The organism is Desulfovibrio sp. (assembly GCF_018379785.1).
Taxonomy (GTDB): Bacteria; Desulfobacterota; Desulfovibrionia; order Desulfovibrionales; family Desulfovibrionaceae; genus Desulfovibrio.
Genome location: NZ_JAGZUV010000122.1, coordinates 1 through 2817 on the forward strand (window position 1 = coordinate 1; position 2817 = coordinate 2817).

Here is a 2817-nt window from a genome sequence, read left to right on the forward strand (position 1 = left end):
CGTTCACCCCCGAACAGGATGCACCCCCGAACGAGGTTCGGCCCACCCCCGAATCTGGTTCACCCCTCCCCCGAACCACGTTCACCCCACCCCCGAACGTGGTTCGGGGAGAATCTCTAAGAGAACCTATCAAGAATCTCCCAGAGAAAGAGAGCGCGCCCGCGCGTCCACCCGCACGCTCCGTCAGGACGGGGGAGGGTGACCCCAAACAGCGCCACGGCGAATACGGCAACGTCCTGCTCACGACCGAGGAGCTTGCCAGATTGCGCGAGGACTACGGCCCCGAAGCCACGGACGAAGCCGTCGCCCTGCTGGACCAGCATCTGGGGGCCAGCAGAAAGCGCGACCCGTACAAATCCCACTACTTGGCCATGCGCAAATGGGTTTTCGACGCCGTGGCGGAGCGCCGCCAAAAACAGCGCCGGGCCGGGGCGCGGCCGTCGGCCGGTCCCAGCTTTGACGAACTCACGGCGCAATTTCAGGGCGTGGGAGCGGGAGGCGCGCAATGACCCGCCCGGAGTTCGACGCGGCCGTCAGAAAAATCTGCGCGGCCTTCGTCTTTCCCGAACCGGAGGACGCGACCCTGCAAGCCTGGCATCAGGTGGCCGGGCATATGCCGCTGCCGGCGTCGGCATGGGTGGTCAACGAGTTCATCCGCCGCACTGCCCGCATGACGCGCGGCACAAATCTGGGGTATGAACTCAACGCCCTGTACGAGGAATATAAAAAGGAGCAGCAGGCGGAGCGTTTCAGGGCTACAAGCGGCAAGCCGCAAGAGGGCTGCCCGGACTGCACGCGCGGTTTACCCGGCTGGATCCGCGTCCTTGTCCACGCGCACGGCAGCGAGGGCGAATATATCCAGCTTTTCCGCTGCGCCTGCAATACGGACCCGCGCTTTCAGCGCTTTGCCGCGTGGACGCGCGACCGGATCAGTAACTTTCCGCACATGGAGGTTTTGCCGTGAGAGGCTGCCGTCCCCTTCGCATCGACGAATCCGCGGCCATGTTCCGGGCTTATTCCGGCAGATACCGGCTGCGCAACCAGGCCCTGCACATGCTCTGCGTCACCACGGGGCTGCGCGTCAGCGAGGCCCTGTCCCTGCGCGTGGCAGACGTGGTGAAAAAGGGCAGTGTCGTGCGCCGGGTGCGGATAGCCAGGGCGTCAATCAAGCGGGCCCTGGCCGGGCGTACCATTGACCTGGCCGCCCCGGCCCGCGCGGCCATCGCCCGGCAGGTGCAATGGCTTCTGGAAAACGGGCATCTCGGCCGCCGGCAATTTTTGTTCCGCAGCCAGATGGGCGACCGGGCCATCACCCGCGCCGAAGCCTGGCATATTTTCAACCAGGCCGCGCGCGCCGCCGGATTGGACGAGGATCTGGGCGCGCTGGGCACGCATTCCTGGCGCAAGACCTATGCCGAGCAGGCCAACAGCTTCTTCATCCGCGAGTTCCGACGCGGGGCCAATATAAATCCCATGCTGGAAACCTCGCGCGCCCTGGGCCACAAGAGCATTGAAAGCACGGAAAAATATCTGTCGTTCAAGCTGGGCTGCCAGCAGTCGGCCCTGCGGCATATGGAGGCTGTGCACAGCTATGGAATGGCTTAGGATATCGGAAGTGGCGAAAATCCTTTCCATAAGCGAGAAGAGCGTCCGCCGCCTGATCAATACGCAAAAACTCCGGGCAAAGAACATGTCCACGGGACAGAAAAAGCCGCAGTGGCGGATACATGTGCAGTGGCTGGAAGAGTTCAAGGAAAACATTCCGATACAGGAATAGTCTTGCACGAAAGAGGATGCGGGAGCGGGACACCCCGCTCTTTTTTTTATCCTTGCATCCTCCCGCCAATTTCTTTTTTCGGAAACAGAAATGTACCTGGAAGATAGCGTAAAATTGATTGTAATATATTGAAATTAAAAGATAACAGTTGTGAAAAAAAGAAATTCGCAGGGGAAGGACGCGCCCCGATGCGTCCCAACGCGCCCGCATGCGCCCCCAAGCGTCCGCATGGACCGGAAGCAAGAAGTTTATGGATTATGTCAAACTTGGAAAACAGGGGCGCATTCGAAAACGTGTCAACAACTTTCCGGCTCAAAAAATGTGGAATCTTGCGCCCTGATCTGCCCTGACGCGCCCTCATGGTCCGGAAGCATGACACTTTGCAAAAACAGGCCGAAAACCCGTGCTACGTTCCGTGGAAAGCAGGAGCGCAGCAGATGCCCGTTCATACCGGTTTTATCAGTGCCTTTCTGACTCGCATGGAAGAGCGGCATACTGTCGCCTACATCCCGTGCGGACGGAAGAACTTCGACGGTCACAACAAAGCGGCCGACTGCGGCGAACCGGTCGGCCAGTCCGGCGTGACCATCGGCGCGGGCCTGGACCTGGGGCAGCAGGGTGAAGCCGATCTGCGCCGCATGGGTCTGGATTCGGAACTCATCGGCATTTTCCGCCCCTACCTCGGCAAGAAGCGACAGGCCGCCGTGGCCGCCTTGGGCAACGCCCCCCTGGCCATCAACGAATCACAGTGCGACGCCGTGAACCGCGCCGTGCATGGCGACTACATCCGCCGCGCCGCCGACCTCTATGACCGGAACACCAAGGGCCTGCCCTTCGCCGAACTTCCGCAAGAGGCGCAGGCCGTCATTGTCTCCCTGTTCTACCAGCTCGGCAGCCCGTTTCCCTCCAGAAGTCACACCGGCTATCCGGCGCTCTACGGGCATCTCTGCCGGGGCTACTGGCAGGCCGCCGCCCTGGAGCTGAAAACGGGCTTCAAAAAATACGCGTGTCGCCGCCGTCAGGAGGGCGAACTCCTGGAG

Annotated in this window: 5 protein-coding genes; all 5 read left to right on the top strand. The window is 61.5% G+C overall.

Features of this window, described 5'->3' with window-relative positions:
• Positions 1 to 263: 263 nt before the first annotated feature.
• Positions 264 to 509, top strand: a complete 246-nt coding sequence (locus KH208_RS15385; RefSeq protein WP_291437762.1) for a hypothetical protein — start codon at positions 264 to 266, stop codon at positions 507 to 509.
• Positions 506 to 964, top strand: a complete 459-nt coding sequence (locus tag KH208_RS15390) for a hypothetical protein (protein WP_291437765.1) — start codon at positions 506 to 508, stop codon at positions 962 to 964. The genes KH208_RS15385 and KH208_RS15390 overlap by 4 nt, the downstream gene beginning before the upstream one ends.
• Positions 961 to 1605, top strand: coding sequence for a tyrosine-type recombinase/integrase (locus tag KH208_RS15395; RefSeq protein ID WP_291437766.1), 645 nt, complete (start codon positions 961 to 963; stop codon positions 1603 to 1605). The genes KH208_RS15390 and KH208_RS15395 overlap by 4 nt, the downstream gene beginning before the upstream one ends.
• Positions 1606 to 1615: 10 nt before the next feature.
• Positions 1616 to 1777, top strand: coding sequence for a helix-turn-helix domain-containing protein (locus tag KH208_RS15400; RefSeq protein WP_291437768.1), 162 nt, complete (start codon positions 1616 to 1618; stop codon positions 1775 to 1777).
• Positions 1778 to 2214: 437 nt separating this feature from the next.
• A partial coding sequence (locus KH208_RS15405) for a pesticin C-terminus-like muramidase (RefSeq protein WP_291437769.1) occupies positions 2215 to 2817 on the top strand: 603 nt, incomplete at its 3' end.

Coding starts and splice junctions, on each gene's coding strand:
- KH208_RS15390 (WP_291437765.1), top strand. CDS start 506: ATGACCCGCCCGGAGTTCGACGCGGCCGTCAGAAAAATCTGCGCGGCC.